Here is a 22,068-nt window from a genome sequence, read left to right as displayed (position 1 = left end):
GTATTGGCCATTTTGGGTGTCGCCATGACTCTAGGAGGTGCGGTATTGCTCAGTGACGGCGGATCTGCCTGGTACGGGGTGGCAGGCATCGTCTGGGTTATCTGCGCCATCGGCGTGTTCCGGCGCGACCCTCGCGTTATCCCGCTTTACGGAATGATGTTAGCCGCGACGGTGGCATGGAGTGTCTGGGAGGTAGGGTTCGAGGGCTGGCAGTTACTGCCACGGCTCGGACTGCCTGTGCTGCTGGCCGTTCTGCTGGTGGCCAGCACCGTGGGGCTTCGAGCTCCGCGCCGATCGGCATGGCTCGGCTCGCTGGCGGTGTTGACGTTGAGCGTTGCGGTGGGCGCGGTGCTGCATGGCCAGTCGGGCGAGGGCTCTGATCCGCTGCTGCGTGCAGGCGTATCGAACAGTTATCCCCCGGCAAACGGCATGACTGAGGCGGCCGCTCGACAGGATTGGCCCGCTTTCGGCAATGATCAGGGCGGCACACGTTTCAGCCCGCTGACGCAGATCACGCCCGACAACGTCCAGCAATTGCAAGTCGCCTGGGAAGCTGAGACAGGGCCTATGGGGCCGGGACCGGAGGGTGGCCTTGAAGTCGTGCCGATCATGGTCGGCGACACGCTTTATGCCTGTAACGATCAGAATCGCGTCACCGCCCTCGATGCGGAAACCGGCAAAGAGCGCTGGCATCAGGACATTTCAGGCGGCACGGCGGCATCCGGCAAACCCTGCCGAGGCGTCGCCTTCTACCAGGTGCCCAATGCCGAGGGGCCCTGCGCCCAACGGATCATCGCACCCAATCAGATGCCCGGGCTGGTGGCCCTTGATGCCCGCACAGGCGAGTTCTGCGAGCAATTCGGCGACGAGGGTTTCGTCGACCTGCGAGAGGGCATCAAGGCCTACCCGCACGGTCTGTATTACGTCAGCTCGGCGCCGCAGATCATTCGCGGCAAGGTGGTCGTCGGGGGCGGTATTCCGGACGGTCAGTACTGGGGCGGCCCGTCCGGAGTCATCCGCGCTTTCGATGCCGAGACCGGCCAACTGGCATGGGCCTACGACTCCGAGCAGCCTGATCGTAAGGGGGCTCCGCCCAGTGGCGAGGCTTACTCATCGTCCTGACCGAACAGCTGGGCACCGATCAGCGCCGATGAAACCCTCGGCCTGGTCTATCTGCCCATGGGCAATGCAACCCCCGACAACTTCGGCGGTTTGCGTCGGCCGGGTGACGATCAGGTCTCCAGCTCGGTCATTGCGCTGGACGCTGAAACCGGCCGGTTGCGCTGGCATTTCCAGACCACCCATCACGACATCTGGGATTACGACGTGCCGGCTCAGCCGACGCTGGTGGATCTGCCCGTCGACGGCGTCATCCGCCATGCGCTGATTCAGGCGACCAAGCGCGGCGAGGTCTTCGTCCTGGATCGGGAGACGGGCAAACCGATTGCGCCCGTTCAAGAGCAGGCAGTGCCTCAGGGCGGAATCGCGGAGGGCGAGCGGCTGTCGGCGACTCAGCCTGCGTCGATCGGCTTGCCCGCGTTTCGCCAGCCGACGCTGCAGGAACGTGACATGTGGTGCATCACCCCATTGGACCAGATGCTGTGCCGCATTCAGTTTCGCCAGTCACGCTACGTGGGGCACATGACGCCGATTACCCTGGGCAAGCCCGTACTGATCGCGCCGGGTTCGGCCGGAGGGATCAATTGGGGCGGTGTGTCGGTGGACCTCGACCATGGCGTGATGGTCGTCAACTGGCTGCGGATGGTGGACCGCGTCGAACTGGTCAGCCGGGAGGAGGCGGTTGAACGCACGTTCAGGCTGTCGGACGGTCAGAGCCCGGGGGGGATGCGCAGCGGCCCATGCTCAACACGCCTTACGGCGCTTACGGCACAACCTTCTTATCGGTGCTTGGCACGCCCTGCAATGCGCCGCCATGGGGCCTGATTTCGGCGGTGGATCTGGCCAGCGGTAAACTGCTCTGGTCCAGACCGCTGGGGACGGCAAGAGACACCGGCCCGCTGGGCATCCCGTCGATGTTGCCCGTGACGGTGGGGACGCCAATGACCGGCGGCTCGGTCAGCACCCGCAGTGGTCTGATCTTCATTGCGGCGACCGCCGAGCGCACGATTCGGGCACTGAATGTGCACAGCGGTGAAGAACTCTGGTCGGCGCGTTTGCCAGGGGGCGGCAATGCCAGCCCCGTGACCTATATCGGTCCCCACAGCGGCAGGCAGTTCGTGGTCATTGCGGCAGGGGGCAAGAAGGCGCTCAAAACGCGCTTGAACAACAAGATCGTGGCGTTCGCGTTGCCGGCGCCCAAACCCTGAAACGCCAGCGTGGCATCCACACATTTGCTGGATGCCACGCTCGTTTCAGTTCCCAATGCCTGCAGGGCCAATGGGCTCATTAAAGGCAAGGCACCTTGCCGGCTTGAGCCACCGCAACGCCTCGACTGTCCACCAGCGACACCTTGACCCCTGCGTCCGCTCGGCTCTGCACCAGCGTATAGCGTTCATCGGCTGCAAACCCGTCGTAATCAAGTGTCGCCGTGCAACGCCGATGACTGTTCTGATACCCGATCATCACAATCCCCAGTTCCATCGAATGCCTGCCCGGCGAAACAATGAAGTGATTCAAACTGTTGGCCTGATTTCCGTCGAGACGTCTCGCGATCATGTCGTCTCCTGCATGGGCCTTAATGTCGACGATGGACTTTCCAGGTTCAGGGCGCGGTGTTCCAGTGGTACAGCCGGCTATGACCGCGACAGACACTAAGGTTGTCGCAAAAGTACGTAATTTCATGGGGTGCCCGTTCATTAATTGGTTAATGTCTTTAAATATTTAACGCGCACCACGCTTCGCCCGCGGCGCTCGACATGACGGCAGGCGCCGTCACTCAAGAATCGCAACGTGAGTGCTTTCGTTATAAAAACGATGCCCACCAACGGGCCGTTAAAAAGCGCAGCCCTTTGAGAAAAATCGTCTGACGTTATTGTTTTGAAAAAGCGATGCGTACTGCATCGCTGCCAAAGACGCGGGCCAGTTCGGCGGCATTGTCGATGCGGCCCAAACGAGTGTAGGAATAGGGCGATGAGAAAGTAGCGTAGAACGCGACCAGCGTGCGTGACCCGTACAGCATCAGATCGCCGCTGTGGATCGTGCCGGGGCGAATCGTACTTGTCGGCAGCGATGTCGGCAGTTCGGCGTGTTTCTCGTTGTTGTTCAGGTCAGGCATGTCGATGGAGAGTGGGAGCAGGGCGGCAAATGCCCGTGCCGCTTGTGTATCCGCCAGGGTGATCGCGAAGCGCGTGTCGCGAACCGTCATCCAGATACGGGATTCCGGAAGCTGCGCGGTGGCTGACGTGGCCGCGGGGGCAGGGCCCACGGGGGTCGCAGGCGAGGCATTGCTTTCGCTCAACGCTGTCAGGCCCAACAGAAGTCCGAAGGCTCGCGTCAGTCCCCTTGCGCCCCCGACATGAGCTTGGGTGAATAGGGCGAATCGTTTGTCGCGCATCCTGTGGGCACCTTATGCAGTGGGGTTATTCGGAGAAAGTTAATCAGCCGTGATGGAGTAAGTGGTCAGCGATCTCATTGCTTTCGCGTCCAATCCCCATCGGATACCTGCTGTCACAACACTCTACGTCGGGGTATTGGCCTGAACCATACGGCTCTCCAGAATGCTTTTATGAACAAACTTCACCAATGCCGGAACGTTGCAGGGCAGAGCGCGCCAGTTGCCCGGGGAAGCGCGTTTCAATCTCCAGACACTTATATAAGTCTTAATCAGGATGTTGACGATGGTCGATCTTTGCCCAGTCCTGATCCCATCATCCTGCCAATGCGATAGCAGGGGGTTCGGACACTTTGCGCATCGTGCCGCAACAAAAAAGTTTACGATTTGGCACGTTGGAATGACTCTCAATCGGGTCATCGTGGCCGGCGGTTACAAGGAGCGCAGGCCTCTTCAGCGTCACGCGAAAGTCATAAACCAGACGGAAGGCAGAGGGGGATGACTCAAGTTGTGACGCACTGGGCAGATAACCGTGATGTCAGTTACATCAGCAGCATTGTTCAAGGATCGAACCCATGACCCAGCGTCAATCCATCCGCATTCCCCGTTCCGCTCAGCCGCGTTTTCTCTGGTTCGCTTTCATTCCGGTCGTGCCTGCCGTTGCATGGGTACTCAGTCAGTCAACCTCTCTCCCTAACCTGATCGCGTGCGCGGCGCTGGTTCTCGTCGGCCTTGGCGCGGGGGCCTGGAGTGCTGCTTCCCGGCGTGACGTGGTGCTGCGCGCCACTGCCCGGGCTCAAGCGGATCAGTCAGCGGCAGACGCCGCGAGCCACAGCATTAACTCGCGGGTACAACTCGATGAGGTGCTGCTGGGCGCCATGCCGATCTGGGCCCGGCAGGTGGAGAGTTCACGGCATCAGACCGAAGAAGCGATTGTGAATCTGACCCATCGGTTCATCGGGATTGCCGCGCGATTGCAGGAAACAGTTCAGGCGTCCCAGCGCGCTGCCGGCGAACTCGACGGGCAAACGGCGGACGGGGCGCTTGAAGTGCTGTCCCTCAGCGAAAGCGATTTGAGCCAGGTGATCAACTCGCTCAAGGCCGCTCAAACCAGCCGTGACCAGACCCTGGCCCAGGTGCGCGGCCTCACGGCCTACACCGGCGAACTGCGCACCATGGCCGCGGACGTAGCGGCGATCGCCGCGCAAACAAACCTCCTGGCCCTCAACGCGGCCATTGAAGCGGCCCGTGCAGGTGAAGCCGGTCGCGGCTTTGCCGTGGTGGCCGACGCGGTGCGCAGCCTGTCGAGCAAATCCAGTGAAACCGGCCAGCAAATGTCGGCCAAGGTCGACATCATCAATAACGGCATCACCCAATTGGTGCACGCCGCCTCCAGCAGCGCCGATCAGGACAGCCAATCGGTGGCCGCGTCAGAAAACAGCATTCAAGTCGTGCTCGAACGCTTCCATAACATCACTGGCCGCCTGGCCGAATCCGCGGACCTGCTCAAGCAGGAAAGCCGCGGCATTGGTGATGAGATGACGGAGGTGCTGGTCGACCTGCAATTCCAGGACCGTGTGAGCCAGATCCTCAGCCATGTGCGAGACAACATGGAAGACCTGCATGGTCACCTGCGGCAGGCAAGCGAGGCCCCGGACCAGGCAACGTCCATCGACGCCCGGCAGTGGCTGGCGCGAATGGACGCTACCTACGCCACCGACGAGCAGCGGCGCACCCATCGTGGCGAGACGCCTGTGCAGCAGAACTCTCAAGACATCACCTTCTTTTAGGAGCTCATCATGGCGAAGAATGTATTAGTGGTCGACGACTCCAGCAGCGTGCGGCAAGTGGTAGGCATTGCCTTGAAAAGCGCCGGTTACGACGTGATCGAAGCGTGCGACGGCAAGGATGCGCTGGGCAAGCTCACCGGGCAGAAAGTGCACTTGATCATCAGCGACGTGAACATGCCCAACATGGACGGCATCACCTTCGTCAAGGAGGTCAAGAAACTGGCCAGCTACAAGTTCACCCCGATCATCATGCTGACCACCGAGTCCCAGGAATCGAAAAAGGCCGAGGGGCAGGCTGCGGGCGCCAAAGCGTGGGTGGTCAAGCCGTTCCAGCCGGCACAGATGCTGGCAGCGGTGTCGAAACTGATCCTGCCCTGAATCCTTGCGCGAGGGAGGCTGCGATGCCGATCACCATCGAAACACTCGACGACAGCACCTGCGTCAGCATTGACGGCGAGCTGACGATCTACACCGTTGCCGAGCTGGCGGGCGAGCTGTTGCCCCGGATGAGCGGCGCGCCACGCCTGATGCTGGACCTCTCGCAGGTCACCGAAATGGATGGCGCGGGGCTGCAGTTGCTCGCGGTCATCCAGCGTGAAGCCGACAGCGCTGGCACAGCGTTGAGCGTCACCGGCCAGAGCGTGGCGGTCACGCAGGCCCTTGAGCTGTGTCGCAAAGCCGCTTCATAGCCAGTCCAGCGACGCGTACCCCAATCGCGTTCATTGCACGTTCATTGATAGACAAGGAAGGTCCAGGTGAGCATCAATCTCGACCAGGCATTGCAGACATTCATCGTCGAGGCCCACGAACTGTTGCAGGTCATGGAGCAATCCCTCCTGCAACTGGAAACCGAGCCCGCCGACCAGGATGCCATCGGCGCGATTTTTCGTGCCGCCCACACCATCAAGGGGTCCGCCGGCCTGTTCGGCCTGAACCCGGTCGTGAGCTTCACGCACATTGTCGAGGACGTACTCGACCGACTGCGCGACGGCAGTGTGGCAGTCGACTCCCGGCTGATCGCGGTGCTGCTCAAGTGCGGCGACCATATGCTGGAGCTGATCAACGTTGTCGCCAGTCGTGGCGAGCCGCTCCAGCCGGCAGCCCTGGAGCGTGAAGCGGCGTTGCGCGAGGCGTTGAGCACCTATCAGGCGCCGCACCCTGTCCCCGATGCCAGCGTTCAAAACACTGAAGAAGAGGGCGTTGATGGCGGCGCAGACACGTCCGCCGAGGTGCTCTGGCATATCTCCCTGCGCTTCGGCGTGGACGTGTTTCGCAATGGGATGGACCCGCTGTCGTTCCTGCGCTACCTGGAAACCCTGGGGCAGATAACACAGGTCACGACCCTCACTGACAGCATTCCGGCACTGGACAGCTGGGACCCGGAAAGCTGCTACCTGGGTTTCGAGATTGACCTGCGCTCGACGGCCAGCCACGCCACCCTCAATGAAGTCTTCGACTTCGTGCGCGACGACTGTGACGTGCGCATCGATGCCATCGACGAAGCGTCCGACAGTGCTGTGTACATTGGCAGCGAGCTGGTGGCCCAGGCAGAGCAGGGGCCATTGACGGCGTCGGTGCAGCGGCTGCCGGCGGCCAGTGAGCCGAAAACCCGTGACGGCAATTACGTGCGCGTCAACGCGGACAAGCTTGACGAACTGATCAACCTGGTTGGCGAACTGGTGATAGCGAGCGCCGGCGCCAGCTTGTTGGCCCGTTCCTGCAACAACGACCCGCTGCAGGAAGCGACGTCGACGGTGTCGGGACTGGTGGAGGAGATCCTCGACGGCGCACTGCACCTGCGCATGATTCCCATCGGCGACACGTTTAACCGCTTCCGCCGCGTGGTGCGGGACATCAGCCAGGAGCTGGGCAAGGACATCGAGCTGACCATCAGCGGTGCAGAAACCGAACTGGACAAGACCGTCGTTGAGAAGATCGGCGACCCGTTGATGCACCTGCTGCGCAACGCCATGGACCATGGCATCGAAAGCGCGGATGCCCGGCGTGCTGCCGGCAAGGCGGGGAAGGGCCATCTGAGCCTCAACGCCTACCACGACTCGGGCAGCATCGTCATCGAAATCGCCGACGACGGCAACGGACTCAACCGCGAACGGATCCTGGAGAAGGCTCAAGAGCGCGGCCTGGTGGCGAGCGGTGCGGTGCTCTCCGATCAGGAGATCTACAACCTGATCTTCGAACCGGGTTTCTCTACCGCTGAGGCGGTGACCAACCTGTCGGGCCGTGGCGTCGGCATGGACGTGGTCAAGCGCAACATCACGCTGCTGCGCGGCACCGTTGATCTGGACAGTCGCCCGGGGCAGGGCACCGTGGTGCGCATTCGCTTGCCGCTGACCCTGGCGATCATCAACGGGTTTCTGGTCGGGATCGATGCCTCCACCTACGTGATTCCGCTGGACATGGTTCAGGAATGCATCGAACTGGACGAACACCAGCGCCAGTCAAGCCGTGACAAGGGCTACCTGGACCTGCGTGGCGAGGTGTTGCCGCTGGTGGACCTGCGCGAGCATTTCAGCCACGAAGGCAGCGCCGGCCGACGCCAGAATGTGGTGGTGGTGCGCTATGCCGAGCACAAGGCCGGGCTGGTCGTCGATGACCTGCTGGGTGAGTTCCAGACCGTGATCAAACCGTTGGGCAAGTTGTTTGGCGCACTGCGCGGCATCAGCGGCTCGACCATATTGGGCAGTGGCGCGGTGGCCCTGATCCTCGACGTACCGGCATTGCTCAATCAAATCGTACAACTGGAAGCCCGCACGACCCAGGCGCCTTATTCGCCAACCGTCGTCGCCCGCTGACGTATTTGCAACACCCTGGAGGTTCCACGATGAAATGGTTCTACGATCTTATAATTTCCACCAAGCTGATCAGCTCATTCCTGGTTGTCCTGGCCCTCACTGCGGCGATGGGCGTCTTCGCCATTCTTCAGCTCGGGGCCGTCAATCATGCCGCACAAGACATCAGGGGCAACTGGATGCCTTCCATGCGCGCCGCGGCAGGCATGCGCTTTTTTGCCGCCAGCTACCGCCTGAAAGAGAACCGCTACATCAGCACCGATGTCGCTGAAGAGAAGGCCCAGGCCGAGCGGGAAGCCACCGAGGCCCGCCAGCAGTTCGAAACCCGCATGGGTACCTATGAGAACTTGCTGTCGAACGACGAAGATCGTCAGCTTCTGGCAGCGGCGAAAAGCGCATGGGCTTCCTACCTGACCAGCAGCAATCAGGTGCTTGACCTGTCCCGGCAGAACCATGAGGACCAGGCCCGCAGCCTGCTCAGGGGTGAGTCCAAGGTACGTTTCGAAGACCTGACCAACCGCTTGCAGAAAATGGTCGAGCTCAACGACGCTGGCGCAACGGCGGCCGGTGACAAGGGTTCGGCGCTGTACGAAAGTGCCCGACTGGCGATCATCGCGGCGCTGGTCGCTGCCCTGTTGATCGGCCTGGGCCTGGCCGTGTTCATCGCGCGGATCATTTCGCGTCCGCTGAGACAAGCCGCCAGCGCCGCCGAGCAGTTGGCCGAAGGCAACCTCAGTGCACCTATCGCACCGGGCACGAAAGATGAAACCGGCATGGTGCTCAACGCCATGCGCAACATGGTCGGCAAGCTGGGACACATCATCGGCGAGGTGCGCAACGCCGCTGACAACCTGGCCAGCGCCTCCGAGCAGGTCAGCGCCACCGCGCAATCGATGAGCCAGGCCACCAGTGAACAGGCGGCCAGCGTCGAGGAAACCAGTGCCTCGATCGAGCAGATGAGCGCCAGCATCAACCAGAACACCGAGAACGCCAAAGTCACCGATGGCATGGCCAGCAAAGCCGCCAAGGAAGCCACCGAGGGCGGCGACTCGGTCCAGCAAACCGTCGTGGCGATGAAGAAAATCGCCCAGCGCATCAGCATCATTGATGACATCGCTTACCAGACCAACCTGCTGGCCCTCAACGCCGCCATCGAGGCCGCTCGGGCCGGTGAGCATGGCAAGGGGTTCGCGGTGGTCGCGGCCGAGGTGCGCAAGCTGGCCGAACGCAGCCAGGTCGCCGCCCAGGAAATCGGCGAGCTGTCTTCCAGCAGCGTGGACATGGCGGAGAAGGCCGGCAAGTTGCTCGGCGAAATGGTGCCGTCCATCAACAAGACCAGCGATCTGGTGCAGGAAATCAGCGCGGCATCCGAAGAGCAGGCCGCAGGCGTCGCGCAGATCAACACGGCGATGACCCAGCTCAACCAGGTGACCCAGCAGAATGCGTCGAGCAGCGAGGAGCTGGCCGCCACCGCCGAAGAAATGAGCAGCCAGGCCGAACAGCTGCAACAGGCCATGAGTTTCTTCGTGCTGGATTCAACCCCGCGGCCCGCCACTCAAAGCAGCAGCGCAGACAACGCCGGCAGCAAGCCGAGCCATCAGCCGCCACGGGTGAAACCGCAGCCGCCGCGCAAAGCGTTTGCGTACAGCATGGCCAGCGCCCCGGACGAATCGGAATTCACCCGCTTCTGATCACCAAGCATCAATGCGGGATTACAGGGAGAACGACATGGGCGCAGTGACGACCACTCGGCAGACCGCAGTTGCGGTGGATGAGGACGCGCAATACCTGACCTTCATGCTCGGCGGCGAGATGTTTGCCATCGGCATTCTGGGGATCAAGGAAATTATCGAATACGGCAGCCTGACCGTGGTGCCCATGATGCCCGCGTTTGTGCGCGGGGTGATCAATCTGCGCGGCGCGGTGGTGCCGGTGGTCGACCTCTCGGCGCGTTTTGGGCGGGCCAACTCGGCGATCACCCGGCGCTCCTGCGTCATCATCATTGAGGCGAGCACCGAGGAGGGGCAGGCGCAGGACATCGGTTTGCTGGTCGACACCGTGTCTGCGGTGCAAGAGATTCCGTCCTCACAGATCGAGCCGCCGCCCAGCTTCGGCGCGCGGATTCGGTCCGATTTCATCAGCGGCATGGCCAAGGTCGATGGCAAGTTCGTGATCGTGCTGGACGTGGACAACGTGCTGTCCATCGACGAGATGTCCAGCCTTGCCGAAGCCGGTCAGGCGCCGGCCCTTGATCTCGACCCGCGTTGAGGCCCGAACATGGCAGACACCGCTACCATCGATGATCGTGAGTTCGGTCAGTTCCAGAGCTGGCTGTACCGCGCGGCCGGCATCAACCTGTCACCCGCCAAGAAAGCGCTGGTGGCCGGGCGCCTGTTCAAGCGCCTCAAGCATTACGAGCTGCAGAGCTATGGCGAGTACTTCAAGCTGATCATGAAGGACGAGCGCAAGGGCGAGCTGCAGGTCGCCCTGGATTTGCTGACCACCAACGAGACCTATTTCTTTCGCGAGCCCAAGCACTTCGACTTCCTGCGTCAGCAGGTGCTGCCCAAGGCTGCGCCGGGCAAGGTGTTTCGGGTATGGAGCGCGGCCAGTTCCTCGGGCGAAGAACCTTACAGCCTGGCGATGACCCTGGCCGAGGGACTTGGAACCACGCCCTGGGAAGTCGTCGGCTCGGACATCAGTACCCAAGTGCTCGCTAAAGCGCGCAGCGGCCATTACGCCATGGGTCGCGCCGAGACGTTGCCCCAGCCGCTGCTGGTCAAGTACTGCCTGAAAGGCATCGGGCGCCAGGAGGGCACCTTTCTGATCGACAAGGCGTTGCGCAACCGCGTCAACTTTGTCCAGGTCAACCTCAACGAAACGCTGCCCGCCCTGGGTGAGTTCGAGGTGATCTTCCTGCGCAACGTGATGATTTATTTCGACCAGCCGACCAAGACCCAGGTCGTCGCACGCATGCTGCCGCTCCTTAAGCCAGGCGGCTACTTGATCATCAGTCACTCGGAAAGCCTCAACGGTGTAAACGACACCTTGAAGCTGGTGGCGCCGTCGATTTATCGCAAGCCATGAAAATGCCCGTCGGCGCGGCCGAAGTGGTGTTGGCCCCGGGACAGGTCAGTTTCGCGACGCGGCCGACGCGCTTGCGCACACTGCTCGGTTCCTGCGTGGCGATCACGTTCTGGCACCCGCAACGGCTGATCGGCGGCATGTGTCACTTCATGCTGCCAGGACGCCTGCGTCACGATCAGCCGCTGGACGGCCGATATGGCGATGAGGCAATGGAATTGCTGCTTCGACACGTTCTTATCAACGGCACTCAGGTGCAGGATTACCAGGTCAAGCTGTTCGGCGGCGGCAGGATGTTTCCCGACCACCCGCGCGACCTGCGCACGGAGGACGTGGCCAGCCTGAATATTCGCGCGGCGCTGGCCTTGGCCGAGCGCTACCACCTGCACCTGACAGCTCAGGACATGGGCAGCACCGGTCACCGCACAATCATGTTCGACGTGTGGAACGGCAATGTCTGGGTTCGGCACCAACCAATGGGAACACTTCAACACGATGCCTACCAAAAAAATCAGCGTACTGCTGGTCGATGACTCGGCCGTGGTGCGTCAGGTGCTAATGGCCATTCTCAGCGACACGCCGGATATCCACGTCATGGGCGCCGCGTCCGACCCGATTTTCGCCATGGACAAGCTCGCCCGGGAATGGCCCGACGTGATCGTGCTGGACGTGGAAATGCCACGGATGGACGGGATCACCTTTCTCAAGAAAATCATGAGCGAGCGACCTACGCCGGTGGTGATCTGTTCCTCGCTGACCCAGAAAGGCGCCGAAACCTCCTTGCAGGCCCTGTCGGCAGGCGCTGTGGAAATCATCACCAAACCCACGACCGGATTGAAGAATTTCCTGCTCGAATCGGCGGCCGAGCTGGTGGCCGCGATACGCGCTGCCGCCAACTCCAACGTCAGAAACCTGGGAAAGCGCACCGCCAGCCCGGTTCCGCTTGCTCCGGCGGGCAAGCTCACTGCGGACGCGATCCTGCCAGCCGCCAGTGGCCACGCCATGGCACAGACCACCGAACGCATCGTCGCGATCGGCACTTCCACGGGCGGAACCCAGGCGCTGGAAGCAGTGCTCAAGGCATTGCCGAGGGTGTGCCCGGGCATTGTGATCGTGCAGCACATGCCCGAGAAGTTCACGGCCTCCTTTGCCGAACGGCTCAACAGCATCTGTGCGATCGAGGTCCGCGAAGCGCGCAGCAACGACCGCATCCTGCCCGGACTGGCCCTGATCGCCCCCGGTGGCAAGCACCTGATAGTCACGCGCAGTGGCGCCTATTATCACGCCCAGGTGATCGACGGGCCCCAGGTCAACCGGCATCGGCCGTCTGTGGATGTGCTGTTTCGTTCGGTGGCGAAGTTCGCCGGCAAGAACGCCACCGGCATCATCATGACCGGGATGGGCGACGACGGCGCGCGCGGCCTCAAGGAGATGCTCGACGCCGGCGCTGCGACGGTTGCACAGGATGAGGCCAGTTGCGTGGTCTTCGGCATGCCCAAGGAGGCCATCAAGCTCAACGCTGCCCAGCGGATCATGCCGCTGGAGCATATTCATCAGGCGATCCTCAACGGTTAGCCTGGCCGCCGAGTTTTAGAATCTGAACGGGCAATGACCGATCACGATCGCTCTTTCATGGGCAAACGCTTGACCGAGTAAGCCCGTTTCTCATCCTCGGAGTTGTAGTAGACGTTCTGTGTCGTGCTGAGGCTGTTGTGACGCAGATCGACCTGCAGATCCTTCATGTCGCGGTGCGGCGCATCGAAGGTCGCCGAGGTGTGGCGCAGCCAGTGCAAGGACGCCGCGCGCAGGCGGCCGACGTCTTCATCCGGCCAGTGCTCGGCCTGCATGCGCTGCAGCGCGCGATCAAACACCTCCTGCAGCAACACGCGGATATGCCGGTCCGACAAACCGGCGCGCCCGCGTTGAGTGGCAATCAGCGGCGTGCTTTCACGGAAGCCGGGCAGGGGGGACAGACCTTGGTGCAGTCGCCAGCGCTTGAGGTAGTTCTCGACGTAGTCGTCCCGCACGCTGATCTTGCCGGCTTTATTGCCTTTGCCCACCACGTGGTACCACCAGTTGCCGGCGCTGTCCTTGCGCAGATCGCCCATGGTCGGTTTCCAGTTGTCACGGCCCACCAGATCGGACACCCGCAGGTACATGGCAAAAATCGTCGCCACGATAAACAGCGTGCGCTCGTACTTGGTGTCTTCGGCGGCCATAAGCTCAGCGGTCTCCAGCACGAAATCCCACTGCAGGGAGGTCAGGATGCGCGTGTCCTGGTTATCGGTGTTGCGCTCTTTGTATTTGCTCTTTTGTTTTACCGCGCGAAACGGGTTCTGCTCGCAAAAACCTTCATCGATCGCGTGCTGGAAGAAGCTGCCACACACCGCGAAGATCTGCGCGATAGAGCCTTGGGCCAGCCGGTACGTGTCCTGAAGGGCGGGACGGTTTTCTTCATCAGCGCGCTTGCGTTCTTCCTTGGCGACGGTCTGGCTGAATGGCCGCCAATCGGGGTTGAGCACGTAGGTGTCCGTCGCGGTTTTCTTGCGCGCACCCAGGCGAGTGAAGCGGGATTTCACCACCGGACCGACCCAGGCGGGGTCAGGCGCCAGGCAGAACTCCATGAAGCTTTCGGCCTGGGTGCGGCGCATGGCGAGGAGGGGCGTTCTGGATTTGAGCATCGTCCAGAGCAGCAGTCGTTCGACGTGGGTGCGGTAGGAATTGAACGTGGATTCGTTGCCGGCGTAGGACTTGAGGAAGCTGCGCACGGCGCGGTAGCCTTCGATGGCCTGGGTTTCTGCGGGGAACTGCTCGAGATAATCCCGGATCGCCGGAAGCTCTTCCTTTAAGGAGCTGAAATTAAGCTCGCCGAACTTCGCGTAGGTTTCGAACAGCGGATGAGGTGACGAGGGCGCGGGCATTTGAATTCGCTGACTGGGAATGCGGAAGATGGCGGCATAATCCAGCAGGATGGGTGCAGATGCAATATCCGGGTCTGACAGTTATCGGATATTGCATTTGTGTGTTGGGGTGTGTTAGCAGGGTTGCCTGGAGCGACTTGCCTTATTGGGGGCTGATTTACGCCTTCTTAGCGCAATCTGGCGGTGTATTCGTGCGTTGGCAGGCGGTTTTGCGCTTTTTGGGCGGGTTTTGGCCCCCAAGTGTGGCGATTTCGCGGGCTGATCAGGCGCTACTGCGGGGCATTGCTGCTCTGCAGGCCCTGTTTTATGGGCTTTCGAGGCAGGTCAGGCGTTCGCGGACCTTGATAATCCCCGTTGGTGAGCTGGCCGATACGCAGTTTGGCTGACTGTCGGTAAGTCTTGCACGGGTATCGGATCGGCGCTGCGTTGGGGTTAAGCGGTGATCGCGATTGTTGAATCGTCGGGCTTGGGTGAACGGCAAGCTATCAGCCGCGGGTGGCGAGCGGTAACTGATGATGAGTGGTTAACGTCGAGGGCGAGCCTTGGTATCGGGATCAGACTGGGTGCTTTGGAACCTGGAGCAGGAAACGGAGAATCGCCACGCTCGATTCTCTGACACCACGCCCAGCGGCGTAATGTCTTGTTACGCATAATTTCTGTGGCGTTATGGTACTTGCGGCCAACGGCCAGAATCAGCCGCGGGGAAAATCGCTCCGCGCCCCGCGGTTGATTTAGCCATAACGTCCATTATGCGAGGCCCCACAAGCCTCTCAGAGCGCTTTTGCCACGAACCCCTCCCCATATCCCTCTCAGGTCAAGGGCCGCGTCCCCGGCTTGTCGTGACACGTTCCACCGTCGCGTCAAACGGAGACCCGGAGCGTAGCGAACCCTTTACCAGCCCCATTCCCCTTTAACCTCCGCAAGGGTGCCTGGATGTGCTTCACCGTCCAGGCTCCCGCCGCTCAAGCAAAGGGCTTGCCCCCGGAGGGGCTTTTGATTCATTGGGTTGTGAGGACGTAGCAGGCTCCAGCGGTCGGGCGACCTTCTGCCTGTTTCAGTGCCAAGATTCGCATCATTGCCTGTTGGCACAGGGCTTCTGTGCGCTTCTCAGCGACGATCTGAGGCTTGCCCTCGATCATCATGACGAAAATCCATTTTGCGAACATCGCGCTTCCTGCGGTTTTGGAGCCGACGGGGTGGGGGTGCCTGTAACACCCCCACTTTGGTATGGAATCGCATACTTTTTAAGCCACGTGCTGCCTCGATGCCTCCTCTTCGATGCTCGCCAAAAGACCTCCTACCATGCTTCTTGCGAGCGGTTTCAGGTCGTCCGGTAGATCGTTGAAGCGCCTGAACAAAGCCCTCATTTCTGGTGATACGTCCCTGTCTTGCTTCTCCAGCAGTATTTCGTCGGTCGAGCATCCGAAAAGCCTTGCCATGATCACCACTTTGTCACCCGGTGGTGCGTTCTTGTCTTTCTCCCACCCTGCGACTGTGTTCTCTCCGCTCTCAATCGCTTCCGCTAGCGTTTTCTGGGACATTCCCACCGCTTCTCGTTTTTGCCTGATGTTCTCGCCGATGCTCATTGGTAGCTCTGCCGCATTGTGGTGATTCATTGACCCTAACTCCTGTATGCCTATACATGCCCGACATATGGTGGCATGTCCCACCAAATAACGCTTGTCACGGCTCCGCGAGATATCGTAGCATCCTCCACATTATTTGGGGGCTTGACAGGATTTCCAATGTTCTACGATTGGACCAAGGCATTTCAGGACTACGACTACGATCTCCCCCGGGTTGGGGAGGTCATCACCCGTCGTTTTGATGCCGGTACCGATGAGCTCCTGTCTACCAGCGTTCCCGCTTTTTTTGCCGAGGGCAGCTATTCGACGAGCTTCCGAATCCACGTTTGTGGTCGCCGCATCACAGTCGATGGCAATCCTTCCAGACTTAACCGTCTCGATAACGTTTTTGGTCTCAAATCCCTTGACGACTGCATGCGCGTAATTAACTCGCTGCTCGCTGAGTACGGTCTCCCACCTATGACCAAGTGCAAGACCATTAAACGTCTGGATGACGGAACTGCTGTTGCTGATGGGGCTGTATTCCAGCGCCTTGATCTCACATCCAATTTTTATGTGGGGCAGGGTAACGAACGAGCTTACCTTCGCGGTATATCTTCCCAGCGTTATCGCAACTCAATTGGTTATCTTTATCCAGACGGTAATACCACTGTTTGGACCCCGAAGGGTGGTGAAAAAGCCGGTCGCCTTGTATATCCCGGCAACTACGCCAAAGCTGCTGAGCTTGATGCTCATCTGCTTCCCCGTGTTAAGCGCTCTTTCGGCGAAGATTCCGAAGAGCTAGGTTATGTAACGGCGCTTCGAGATTGGTGCCGTTCTGTTGGAATGGTCCGGTCAGAAATTAAGTGCCGGTCTGAATTCTTGAAACGTGAACGCCTCCAGTTTTGGGGCCAGTTTGATGAATCCAAACTAGTGGAAATCCACAGGGGTTTTCTTATGCTCGGTGAAAAGTGCGAGATTAATAGCTTCGATCAGCTCACAGTCGCTGATGAGCTCTTGGCGAAAAACATCGTTGATACTCGTAAAGCTGCAATGACCACCGCTGGTTACGCCCATTTGTGGCAATCAGGTCAGTCTTTCAACTTTGAAACGTCAGCGGTCAAAACACACCGTGCTCGTCTTCGCCAAATTGGTATTGACATCAAGCTTCCGTATGACGGCACACGGCATGGCATTGTATTTATCCGCAATGTTCGCGAAATTGAGCGCAAGTTTGAAAGCTCAATTCCTTCTTTTTACCGGCACGCTCTCGTTCCTCGACATCTTCAACTGGTGGCCGCATGAGAAAGGTTCTTCAGCCAGGCCGTGCATTGTCTGCCGCACAGCGTCGTCAGCTAGAAGTCATGTCCATAGTACGTGCGAGCTGCGTTTCTCCACTTCGCTTACAGGTTGATGAGACGCTTCGCCATATGGATGAGTTGAAAGAGAAGGGCGTTAAGCATGAGCCCCTGAACAAGCTCGTCGAGAGCAAGACCGGGACCATTTCCGTTGCCGAATGGATGGGCTTTTGATGGATAAGTCCGATTATCAATTGTTTCGCTGGTCTGTGGAGATGCACATTGCTGAGTCCCTTGGTCATGTTTTCGCTAATGATCCTGCTGTTCGTGATCTCACTAATCGTATTATGGGCGAATTTGTTAAAACTTTGGCGGCTTCACAAGTTAAGCAGTCTGCCTCCAAGCGAGCTTTTTTTACGTTTAGACGAGATAGACAATCCATTACGCCCAGTTGGGCATTACGCAAACCGGGCACTGATTCCCGACTCCCTCGCATCTAAGGAGATTAATTAATGAAAATTGCATTCGGTCATATCCAAGACGTTCTCGATCGCGGTGAAGGCGACAAGGCATATTCGATCATAGGCCTTGGTGTTACCAACAAAAACCGCAATGGTTTCGATGTGACCACCGTTATGGAATTCCAGGTGCGTGGCGAAGATTATAAGAAGGGTCTTCAGAACGTTTACCGTCAGTTGAAGGGCAGCGAAGTCTATGCCCCGTACAACGACGAGATTGACACGTATTACAAGGACAACCCCCGCATTCGCTACAACCTGCAAGGCCCACCACTGCGCCTAGCAGAACAGCGTCCAGTTCAGTCTGCCCCTGCTCAAAAACTGGCGGGAGCCTGAATAAGTGTCCACTCAACCCGTTTTGGTGTGCAGCCAGTTTTCCCAAACTGCTGACGGAGTGACGAATTGCACCTCTCAAGCTTGGGTGGACACTTATGTTCTAACACCTGATATGCAAGCTCAAATCGAACTTGTTGTTCATGGTGGCTTTGACCCTGATGCTTTCACCTTTTACTTTGGAGCTACATTGTTGCTCTTCGCGACTGGTTTTAGTGTTGGGATTATCATTTCTCAAATCCGAAAAATTCGCAGAGGTTAAAATGTTCAAACGCTTCCGTAACGCTTCCATCGTTGCTTCCGGTGCTCTCGTTTCTGCAGGTGCTTTCGCCGGTGCAATGGACTCCGCTGCAACTGCTGCAATCGAAACCGCTCAGGGCTCTGGCGAAACTACCGGCGCTGCTGTTGTTGCCTGCGTAGCTGCTCTCTGCGTCGTCGGTATCGTTCTGTCGATGATCAAAAAGGTCTGATGCCAGGTGATTTGGACCGCGCTGGTTGCTGTAATTATGGCCAGCGCACTGGTTTCAGGTATCCGGTGCGCTGAATACTTGTAACTTCAGCCCCCGGAAACGGGGGTTTTTTATGTCTGTTTTACGCTGCTTCTTAATTTTCATTGGCCTGCTAGTGTCAGCCGCTTCATATGCTGATACCTATTACTGGACATATTCCGGCAACCCCGGTCAGCAATTCTCTAGTGCAATGTCGGCTTGTCCCAGCACTTCTATGTACGGTGATGGTGTCCACACTGGCAATCTCACTGGTATTGACTGGAGAGGCGACATCACTGGTCGATGCACCTATAGCTCTAGTTTTAATGACCAGACCGTTCAATATAACTTCGGCTCTGTTCAACGTTATGGTGATTCCTGCCCAGCCGATTCCCTCTATGACCCCAACACTGGAGGTTGTTCCGGCCCCGCTCTCAATGATGGTGAACTTTGCGACGATCAGTCCGGTTCAAACGGCTCCTCTGACCCAATGATCTACAGCAAAAAAGCCGGCAAATGCGTCCTTTTTTCTGAGTCCGACGACTCAGCAACTTGTTCATATCTCGGCTCTCAGCCCGGTCCCGGTGCTGCATATTCCGTAGCTGGCAATTGGGACGGCGGCACACCATCAGCGCCTCCTGTCTTTGCTCAGGATGGCCTCAGCTGTGAGGTAGCGACCGTTTCCACAACTGATTGCGTAGCCAAGGGCACAAGCGGAGCTGTCCAGTGCAACGTAATCGGCAAGTACTCCGGCAAGGTCAGCAACAAAACCAACGTCGCCGACGCTAAAGACGCTGCGTGTCCAGGTGGTACGTGTGAGCCCATTCCACCTATGACTAACACTAAAAATGATCCCTGCGTTTATAGCGGTTCGGGCGACTCTGTTTCTTGCACCTCAAACACCGATACCTCTAAAGACGGCACTCAGAAATGCGGCTCCGTTAACGGCGTTATGACTTGTGTAACAGTCCCTCCTTCCAGCAACGGCATCAAAATAGACTCCACGGTTAAAACCACTCCAGACGCAGACGGTGGCAAAACTGCTGTTAAGACCGACACCGCGACGAAGACCACTTGCACCGGTATCAACAAATGCACCACGTCAACATCCACCACAACTACTACTACTAAAACTAATAGTTCCGGACAAACCACATCAACTTCTACCGGTTGCAAGGGTGTCTGTGGTTCAACCGGCACCGGCATCACTCCAGGCACACCATCAGGTGATGGCGAAGGAGAAGGCGAGGAGGGTAGTGGTGATTGCAAATCTGAGGACTGTGGCACAGGTGGAGCAGGCGGCTTAACTGACCCTGAAAACGGCAACTTTGACGGTCAGGGTTCTGACTGGGATAAAAAGATTGAGGAGTCCAAGACCAAATTCAAGGATGGCCTATCAAAGATTAAACAATCATTTAGCCCAATCTCTGATATCCAGCTCGGATCAGGAGGAGGTCAGCTTTATTGTCCTCCTGCTGTTACTGTCCTCGGCCACTCCATAGAGTTCTGCTTGGATAAGTACACTGATTCTCTCTCTTGGGTAGCTTCTGCCATATACGCTGTATGCGCAGTATTTGCCCTCCTTATAGTCTTTGGTTGAGGAAAGTTAATGGACGCAATTATTTCGTGGATGGGAAGTGTCACTCACTTCTTTCAGGCTGTATGGGACTTCATGGACTCTGGCATCTATGACTTCATTAAGGGTTTGCTCGTAGTTGTCACCAAGGCTCTCATTTGGAGTTTTATCGAATTCAAGGTAATGATGCTTGACGTTGCTTACACCGTCATACAGGAAATTATTAACGACACTGGTGTGGCCGCTCTTGTCAAGTCTGCATGGTCCACCATTCCCGGCAATGTTCAAGCAACCTTGTCGTTTTTTAAGATACCGCAGGGGCTCACCCTTATTTTCTCCGCAATACCCACACGTTGGGCAATGAAGTTCATTCCCGGGGCTTAACATGGCAATCAAAATTCACCACGGCCCTAACGGGTCTTACAAAACCTCCGGCGCCGTTTGGGATGATGCTGTCCCAGCAGCAAAAGAAGGCCGAACGATTATTACCAACGTCCGAGGAATGTCTCGTGCCCGCTTCGAAGCTATTTTTGACGATCTCCCTGATTCTTTTGATGTTATCTGGATTAGCCATGAATCAACCGAAGGCATGGAACGGATTAGAACTTGGTTTCAATGGGCTCCGCGAAACGCCTTTCTGATTTTCGACGAAGCTCAGGTAATCTTTCCGTCCAAATGGTCTGATAAGTTTGTTGAGAAATTCGACTATCCGGGCGGCCCCGACAAGGCCAAGGCTGATGACAAACCGACCGACTGGCTTTCAGCCTGGACAATGCACCGGCACTTTAACTGGGACATCATTCTCACGATGCCCAACATCAAGTACCTGCATAGTGACATCCGCAATACATCTGAGGCCGCTTACCAGCACTCCAACTTGGCTCTTCTCGGCAAGCTGATGAAAAAGCTGTCCGGCAAGGACTACAAAGAGGCCATGCACAGCGCTCAGGAAAACAAGGCACCCACTGACGGTTCTAACATCGTCTCACTCAGGAAAATTGATAAACGGGTATTTGAACTTTATGACTCAACAGCTACCGGATTACACCGAGACACCATGGCGGGCAAAAACGCCCTCGCGTCTCCGCGCGTTCTTGGCCTCATCGTTGTTGTACTGCTTGTTGTTGCGTACGCTTTCTGGCGCAACGACGGCAATCCGTTCCACAATCCCTTGTCTATCGGCAGTCCTAAAACCGGTGCTGCTGCTTCTCAAACACCTGCTGTTCAAAGTCCTCAGCCGGTTGTTCACCTTGATCCTGTTCGCGTTTCTGATCAGCAAAACCCTCCACCTCCTAGTTTGAACACTGATCCGTTTGCGACCTTCGATATCGTCATCAAGGGCAGTTTGGGCAATGAGCAACAAGGCACCTTGTACGCTTTCCAACTCACGAAAGATGGTCGTTCTCTAATGCAAACTTCTCGACAGTTGGCTTTGGCCGGTTACGGGATTATTTCGCAAGGTCCTTGTGTAGCTCAGTTGACTTACGCCGGTGGCTCCAGGACTGTCCTTTGCTCTGGTTCTTCGACCAACGGAGGCGGAGAGCGGCTCGGTGCAGAGCGAGCCGCCGCCGTTGGTCAGCCTCGTTTCGTTGCCTCACAAGCCCCACAACAGGCGGATACTTCAACAACAGCGTCCCACAAGGGCGTTCAATACACTGTCGTCAACGATTCCAGCCGAGGGCAGCGCACGCTGTTAACCGCACAATGACTTATGTTCTGGTTGCTCAGACTTATGCCGGTCAATGTTGCTCAACCTGTCGTGACCTTGACGATGTTTTGTCCGAGGCCGTTATTCACGATGAGCATTTCATCTGCTGGCTTGCTCTCGATCCTGCAGGACATGTTGTCTTCATGAGCATCGACAAATGGTTTGATGACGTTGAGCTCGACGACGAGCTGATCGCATTCGCCCAGGAGAATTTATGCTGATCCTGATGTACATCCTCTCGATGCTGATCATCTGGGCCTGCATCGACATTCTTTTCGTGCGTTGGGATCATTGGCGTAGATCCAAGCACGACAAATTGTAAGCCCTTGAATCAAAAGAGAATATTTAGAGGGTTCGCATAATTTCTGTGGCGTTATGGTACTTGCGGCCAACGGCCAGAATCAGCCGCGGGGAAAATCGCTCCGCGCCCCGCGGTTGATTTAGCCATAACGTCCATTATGCGAGG

At 58.2% G+C, this 22,068-nt stretch carries 26 protein-coding genes; 21 read left to right on the top strand and 5 right to left on the bottom strand.

Translation table 11 applies throughout. The annotated features are described in order from the left end of the window. Positions 1-24 precede the first annotated feature (24 nt). From SLW74_RS22025 to SLW74_RS22015, 3 genes are read left to right on the top strand one after another with little or no spacing between them, the layout of a single operon-like run. On the top strand, positions 25-1,122 hold the full coding sequence (locus SLW74_RS22025; protein ID WP_410930115.1) for a PQQ-binding-like beta-propeller repeat protein: 1,098 nt from the start codon (positions 25-27) through the stop codon (positions 1,120-1,122). Between the two features lie 57 nt (positions 1,123-1,179). Then, complete coding sequence (locus SLW74_RS22020) at positions 1,180-1,944, top strand: hypothetical protein (protein WP_410930114.1); 765 nt, start codon at positions 1,180-1,182, stop codon at positions 1,942-1,944. Further along, entirely contained in the window at positions 1,860-2,327 is a 468-nt protein-coding gene (locus SLW74_RS22015; RefSeq protein ID WP_410930113.1) for a PQQ-binding-like beta-propeller repeat protein, read from the top strand. Before SLW74_RS22020 ends, SLW74_RS22015 begins: the two co-directional genes overlap by 85 nt. Before the next feature lie 79 nt (positions 2,328-2,406). Here SLW74_RS22015 and SLW74_RS22010 read toward each other — a convergent pair whose 3' ends face one another. Continuing rightward, the gene (locus SLW74_RS22010) at positions 2,407-2,802 is read right to left on the bottom strand and encodes a hypothetical protein (RefSeq protein WP_410930112.1); all 396 of its coding nucleotides are present in this window, start codon (positions 2,800-2,802) and stop codon (positions 2,407-2,409) included. A gap of 187 nt (positions 2,803-2,989) precedes the next feature. Then, entirely contained in the window at positions 2,990-3,514 is a 525-nt protein-coding gene (locus tag SLW74_RS22005) for a cyclophilin-like fold protein (protein ID WP_410930111.1), read from the bottom strand. 572 nt (positions 3,515-4,086) lie between these two features. On the opposite strand from SLW74_RS22005, the gene SLW74_RS22000 reads away from it, so the two are divergent. From SLW74_RS22000 to SLW74_RS21960, 9 genes are all read left to right on the top strand, one after another. After that, the gene (locus tag SLW74_RS22000; RefSeq protein ID WP_410930110.1) at positions 4,087-5,301 is read left to right on the top strand and encodes a methyl-accepting chemotaxis protein; all 1,215 of its coding nucleotides are present in this window, start codon (positions 4,087-4,089) and stop codon (positions 5,299-5,301) included. A gap of 9 nt (positions 5,302-5,310) precedes the next feature. After that, positions 5,311-5,679 (top strand): response regulator, encoded by a 369-nt coding sequence (locus SLW74_RS21995; protein ID WP_065990830.1) that lies wholly within the window; start codon positions 5,311-5,313, stop codon positions 5,677-5,679. A 23-nt stretch (positions 5,680-5,702) separates the two neighbouring features. Then, positions 5,703-5,990: a lipid asymmetry maintenance protein MlaB gene (locus tag SLW74_RS21990; RefSeq protein WP_065990831.1), complete on the top strand. Its 288-nt coding sequence runs from the start codon at positions 5,703-5,705 to the stop codon at positions 5,988-5,990. 66 nt (positions 5,991-6,056) lie between these two features. Further along, on the top strand, positions 6,057-8,114 hold the full coding sequence (locus SLW74_RS21985) for a chemotaxis protein CheA (protein ID WP_410930109.1): 2,058 nt from the start codon (positions 6,057-6,059) through the stop codon (positions 8,112-8,114). Between the two features lie 29 nt (positions 8,115-8,143). After that, positions 8,144-9,802 carry a methyl-accepting chemotaxis protein gene (locus SLW74_RS21980; RefSeq protein WP_410930108.1) on the top strand — a complete coding sequence of 553 codons (1,659 nt, stop codon included), beginning with the start codon at positions 8,144-8,146 and terminating at the stop codon, positions 9,800-9,802. A gap of 37 nt (positions 9,803-9,839) precedes the next feature. Continuing rightward, positions 9,840-10,379, top strand: a complete 540-nt coding sequence (locus tag SLW74_RS21975) for a chemotaxis protein CheW (protein ID WP_065990844.1) — start codon at positions 9,840-9,842, stop codon at positions 10,377-10,379. A gap of 9 nt (positions 10,380-10,388) precedes the next feature. Then, on the top strand, positions 10,389-11,198 hold the full coding sequence (locus tag SLW74_RS21970; RefSeq protein ID WP_065990846.1) for a CheR family methyltransferase: 810 nt from the start codon (positions 10,389-10,391) through the stop codon (positions 11,196-11,198). Further along, positions 11,195-11,728 carry a chemoreceptor glutamine deamidase CheD gene (gene cheD, locus SLW74_RS21965; protein ID WP_065990848.1) on the top strand — a complete coding sequence of 178 codons (534 nt, stop codon included), beginning with the start codon at positions 11,195-11,197 and terminating at the stop codon, positions 11,726-11,728. The genes SLW74_RS21970 and cheD overlap by 4 nt, the downstream gene beginning before the upstream one ends. Then, positions 11,691-12,770 (top strand): protein-glutamate methylesterase/protein-glutamine glutaminase, encoded by a 1,080-nt coding sequence (locus tag SLW74_RS21960; RefSeq protein ID WP_410930107.1) that lies wholly within the window; start codon positions 11,691-11,693, stop codon positions 12,768-12,770. Before cheD ends, SLW74_RS21960 begins: the two co-directional genes overlap by 38 nt. Before the next feature lie 41 nt (positions 12,771-12,811). On the opposite strand, the gene SLW74_RS21955 is transcribed toward SLW74_RS21960, so the two are convergent. The 3 genes from SLW74_RS21955 to SLW74_RS21945 form a co-directional block, all read right to left on the bottom strand. Continuing rightward, a complete protein-coding gene (locus SLW74_RS21955) occupies positions 12,812-14,116 on the bottom strand; it encodes a tyrosine-type recombinase/integrase (RefSeq protein ID WP_410930106.1) in 1,305 nt (434 codons plus the stop codon). Positions 14,117-15,114: 998 nt separating this feature from the next. Next, entirely contained in the window at positions 15,115-15,282 is a 168-nt protein-coding gene (locus SLW74_RS21950; protein ID WP_410930105.1) for a hypothetical protein, read from the bottom strand. A 78-nt stretch (positions 15,283-15,360) separates the two neighbouring features. Beyond that, positions 15,361-15,732: a helix-turn-helix domain-containing protein gene (locus tag SLW74_RS21945; RefSeq protein WP_282367867.1), complete on the bottom strand. Its 372-nt coding sequence runs from the start codon at positions 15,730-15,732 to the stop codon at positions 15,361-15,363. Between the two features lie 129 nt (positions 15,733-15,861). Here SLW74_RS21945 and SLW74_RS21940 point away from each other — a divergent pair, with 129 nt between their 5' ends. The 9 genes from SLW74_RS21940 to SLW74_RS21900 all read left to right on the top strand — a co-directional run bounded on the left by SLW74_RS21940 (position 15,862) and on the right by SLW74_RS21900 (position 21,823). Then, positions 15,862-16,986, top strand: a complete 1,125-nt coding sequence (locus SLW74_RS21940) for a phage/plasmid replication protein (RefSeq protein ID WP_410930104.1) — start codon at positions 15,862-15,864, stop codon at positions 16,984-16,986. Beyond that, the gene (locus tag SLW74_RS21935) at positions 16,983-17,213 is read left to right on the top strand and encodes a hypothetical protein (protein ID WP_410930103.1); all 231 of its coding nucleotides are present in this window, start codon (positions 16,983-16,985) and stop codon (positions 17,211-17,213) included. Before SLW74_RS21940 ends, SLW74_RS21935 begins: the two co-directional genes overlap by 4 nt. Next, a complete protein-coding gene (locus tag SLW74_RS21930; protein ID WP_410930102.1) occupies positions 17,213-17,479 on the top strand; it encodes a hypothetical protein in 267 nt (88 codons plus the stop codon). The genes SLW74_RS21935 and SLW74_RS21930 overlap by 1 nt, the downstream gene beginning before the upstream one ends. 12 nt (positions 17,480-17,491) lie before the next feature. Further along, complete coding sequence (locus SLW74_RS21925) at positions 17,492-17,833, top strand: hypothetical protein (protein ID WP_410930101.1); 342 nt, start codon at positions 17,492-17,494, stop codon at positions 17,831-17,833. Positions 17,834-17,973: 140 nt separating this feature from the next. Then, on the top strand, positions 17,974-18,300 hold the full coding sequence (locus SLW74_RS21920) for a hypothetical protein (protein ID WP_410930100.1): 327 nt from the start codon (positions 17,974-17,976) through the stop codon (positions 18,298-18,300). A 112-nt stretch (positions 18,301-18,412) separates the two neighbouring features. Beyond that, on the top strand, positions 18,413-19,918 hold the full coding sequence (locus SLW74_RS21915) for a hypothetical protein (protein ID WP_410930099.1): 1,506 nt from the start codon (positions 18,413-18,415) through the stop codon (positions 19,916-19,918). Between the two features lie 9 nt (positions 19,919-19,927). Continuing rightward, positions 19,928-20,278, top strand: coding sequence for a DUF2523 family protein (locus SLW74_RS21910; protein WP_410930098.1), 351 nt, complete (start codon positions 19,928-19,930; stop codon positions 20,276-20,278). A 1-nt stretch (position 20,279) separates the two neighbouring features. Then, positions 20,280-21,602 carry a zonular occludens toxin domain-containing protein gene (locus SLW74_RS21905; protein WP_410930097.1) on the top strand — a complete coding sequence of 441 codons (1,323 nt, stop codon included), beginning with the start codon at positions 20,280-20,282 and terminating at the stop codon, positions 21,600-21,602. Further along, positions 21,599-21,823 carry a hypothetical protein gene (locus tag SLW74_RS21900; protein WP_410930096.1) on the top strand — a complete coding sequence of 75 codons (225 nt, stop codon included), beginning with the start codon at positions 21,599-21,601 and terminating at the stop codon, positions 21,821-21,823. Before SLW74_RS21905 ends, SLW74_RS21900 begins: the two co-directional genes overlap by 4 nt. Positions 21,824-22,068 lie beyond the last annotated feature (245 nt).

This window comes from Pseudomonas sp. W5-36, from assembly GCF_046540455.1.
In the GTDB taxonomy this organism is placed as follows: domain Bacteria; phylum Pseudomonadota; class Gammaproteobacteria; order Pseudomonadales; family Pseudomonadaceae; genus Aquipseudomonas; species Aquipseudomonas graminis_B.
The sequence above is the reverse complement of the archived record's forward strand: the minus strand, read 5'-3'. Positions and strand labels throughout refer to the sequence as shown.

Bases quoted from the DNA above. Each gene is read 5' to 3' on its own strand.
- SLW74_RS22025 (WP_410930115.1), top strand. From the start codon at position 25: ATGACTCTAGGAGGTGCGGTATTGCTCAGTGACGGCGGATCTGCCTGG.
- SLW74_RS22020 (WP_410930114.1), top strand. From the start codon at position 1,180: ATGGGCAATGCAACCCCCGACAACTTCGGCGGTTTGCGTCGGCCGGGT.
- SLW74_RS22015 (WP_410930113.1), top strand. From the start codon at position 1,860: ATGCTCAACACGCCTTACGGCGCTTACGGCACAACCTTCTTATCGGTG.
- SLW74_RS22010 (WP_410930112.1), bottom strand. From the start codon at position 2,802: ATGAAATTACGTACTTTTGCGACAACCTTAGTGTCTGTCGCGGTCATA.
- SLW74_RS22005 (WP_410930111.1), bottom strand. From the start codon at position 3,514: ATGCGCGACAAACGATTCGCCCTATTCACCCAAGCTCATGTCGGGGGC.
- SLW74_RS22000 (WP_410930110.1), top strand. From the start codon at position 4,087: ATGACCCAGCGTCAATCCATCCGCATTCCCCGTTCCGCTCAGCCGCGT.
- SLW74_RS21995 (WP_065990830.1), top strand. From the start codon at position 5,311: ATGGCGAAGAATGTATTAGTGGTCGACGACTCCAGCAGCGTGCGGCAA.
- SLW74_RS21990 (WP_065990831.1), top strand. From the start codon at position 5,703: ATGCCGATCACCATCGAAACACTCGACGACAGCACCTGCGTCAGCATT.
- SLW74_RS21980 (WP_410930108.1), top strand. From the start codon at position 8,144: ATGAAATGGTTCTACGATCTTATAATTTCCACCAAGCTGATCAGCTCA.
- SLW74_RS21975 (WP_065990844.1), top strand. From the start codon at position 9,840: ATGGGCGCAGTGACGACCACTCGGCAGACCGCAGTTGCGGTGGATGAG.
- SLW74_RS21970 (WP_065990846.1), top strand. From the start codon at position 10,389: ATGGCAGACACCGCTACCATCGATGATCGTGAGTTCGGTCAGTTCCAG.
- cheD (WP_065990848.1), top strand. From the start codon at position 11,195: ATGAAAATGCCCGTCGGCGCGGCCGAAGTGGTGTTGGCCCCGGGACAG.
- SLW74_RS21960 (WP_410930107.1), top strand. From the start codon at position 11,691: ATGCCTACCAAAAAAATCAGCGTACTGCTGGTCGATGACTCGGCCGTG.
- SLW74_RS21955 (WP_410930106.1), bottom strand. From the start codon at position 14,116: ATGCCCGCGCCCTCGTCACCTCATCCGCTGTTCGAAACCTACGCGAAG.
- SLW74_RS21950 (WP_410930105.1), bottom strand. From the start codon at position 15,282: ATGTTCGCAAAATGGATTTTCGTCATGATGATCGAGGGCAAGCCTCAG.
- SLW74_RS21945 (WP_282367867.1), bottom strand. From the start codon at position 15,732: ATGAATCACCACAATGCGGCAGAGCTACCAATGAGCATCGGCGAGAAC.
- SLW74_RS21940 (WP_410930104.1), top strand. From the start codon at position 15,862: ATGTTCTACGATTGGACCAAGGCATTTCAGGACTACGACTACGATCTC.
- SLW74_RS21935 (WP_410930103.1), top strand. From the start codon at position 16,983: ATGAGAAAGGTTCTTCAGCCAGGCCGTGCATTGTCTGCCGCACAGCGT.
- SLW74_RS21930 (WP_410930102.1), top strand. From the start codon at position 17,213: ATGGATAAGTCCGATTATCAATTGTTTCGCTGGTCTGTGGAGATGCAC.
- SLW74_RS21925 (WP_410930101.1), top strand. From the start codon at position 17,492: ATGAAAATTGCATTCGGTCATATCCAAGACGTTCTCGATCGCGGTGAA.
- SLW74_RS21920 (WP_410930100.1), top strand. From the start codon at position 17,974: ATGGTGGCTTTGACCCTGATGCTTTCACCTTTTACTTTGGAGCTACAT.
- SLW74_RS21915 (WP_410930099.1), top strand. From the start codon at position 18,413: ATGTCTGTTTTACGCTGCTTCTTAATTTTCATTGGCCTGCTAGTGTCA.
- SLW74_RS21910 (WP_410930098.1), top strand. From the start codon at position 19,928: ATGGACGCAATTATTTCGTGGATGGGAAGTGTCACTCACTTCTTTCAG.
- SLW74_RS21905 (WP_410930097.1), top strand. From the start codon at position 20,280: ATGGCAATCAAAATTCACCACGGCCCTAACGGGTCTTACAAAACCTCC.
- SLW74_RS21900 (WP_410930096.1), top strand. From the start codon at position 21,599: ATGACTTATGTTCTGGTTGCTCAGACTTATGCCGGTCAATGTTGCTCA.